This is a genomic window from Flavobacterium sp., assembly GCF_049240005.1.
Taxonomy (GTDB): Bacteria; Bacteroidota; Bacteroidia; order Flavobacteriales; family Flavobacteriaceae; genus Flavobacterium.
In genome coordinates, this window is the sequence record NZ_JBMLTK010000055.1 from 1 (window position 1) to 1,207 (window position 1,207).

1 protein-coding gene is annotated in these 1,207 nt (G+C 42.7%); it reads left to right on the forward strand.

The window, feature by feature from the left end:
• Nucleotides 1-213: 213 nt before the first annotated feature.
• Nucleotides 214-1,207, forward strand: a 994-nt coding sequence (gene fbp / locus ACOVQQ_RS05575) for a class 1 fructose-bisphosphatase (protein ID WP_421817319.1), incomplete at its 3' end; no start/stop codon positions are given.

The following is a 1,207-nucleotide window of genomic DNA, read 5'->3' on the forward strand; positions in this document are numbered from 1 at the left end:
ATTAAATAACGGCTTTAAGAATTGAGCGGCAAATATACGGTTTGTAGCAATTTTGTGTGTAAAAATGGAGCTATTACTGCTGTTATTTCTAAGCTGAAGCTGAAAAATTCGCATTTCGCAGCTTCTTCGACAAAAACAACGTTTTCTTTATCCCGTTTTAGAAACGCAAGTCGTATAAATTGCGATATTTGCACCAACTACAACGATTTCGCTATGGAAGAACGCAACAAAACGCTCGGAGAATTTATTATTGAAAAACAAGCTGAATTTAAATATTCGTCGGGCGAGCTTTCCCGAATCATCAACTCTATTCGATTGGCGGCGAAAGTCGTTAATTATAAAGTAAACAAGGCCGGATTGGTGGATATTGTTGGTGCGGCTGGCGAACAGAATATCCAAGGTGAAGATCAACAAAAACTCGACGTTTACGCCAATAACATCTTCATTCAAACGCTGATAAATCGAGAGATTGTTTGCGGAATTGCCTCGGAAGAGAACGACGACTTTATTACCGTTGCCGGACCCGACAACAACCACAACAGCAAATACGTCGTTTTAATGGATCCGCTCGATGGCAGCAGCAACATCGATGTCAACGTTTCGGTTGGAACTATTTTTTCGGTATTTCGTCGCGTAACACCCATTGGAACGCCTGTTACGATCGATGATTTTTTACAACCCGGAACCATGCAGGTTGCCGCGGGTTACGTTATTTACGGAACTTCGACCATGTTGGTGTACACTACTGGGCACGGCGTTAACGGATTTACGCTCAATCCGGCTATCGGAACTTTCTACTTGTCGCATCCCAACATGCAATTCAAACCCGACGGAACAATCTATTCTATTAACGAAGGAAATTACGTGCACTTTCCGCAAGGCGTTAAAGATTACATCAAATACTGTCAGTTGGAAGAAGGCGACCGTCCGTACACCTCGCGTTACATTGGCAGTTTGGTTTCCGACATTCACAGAAACATGATTAAAGGTGGTATTTATATTTATCCAACAAGCTCGAAAGCACCCAAAGGTAAATTGCGTTTGCTGTACGAATGCAACCCTATGGCCTTTATTGCCGAACAAGCTGGTGGAAAAGCATCGGATGGCTTTACGCGAATTTTAGAAATTAAACCTACCGAACTGCATCAGCGTGTGCCGTTCTTCTGCGGAAGCTATAATATGGTTACGAAAGCCGAAGAATTTATGG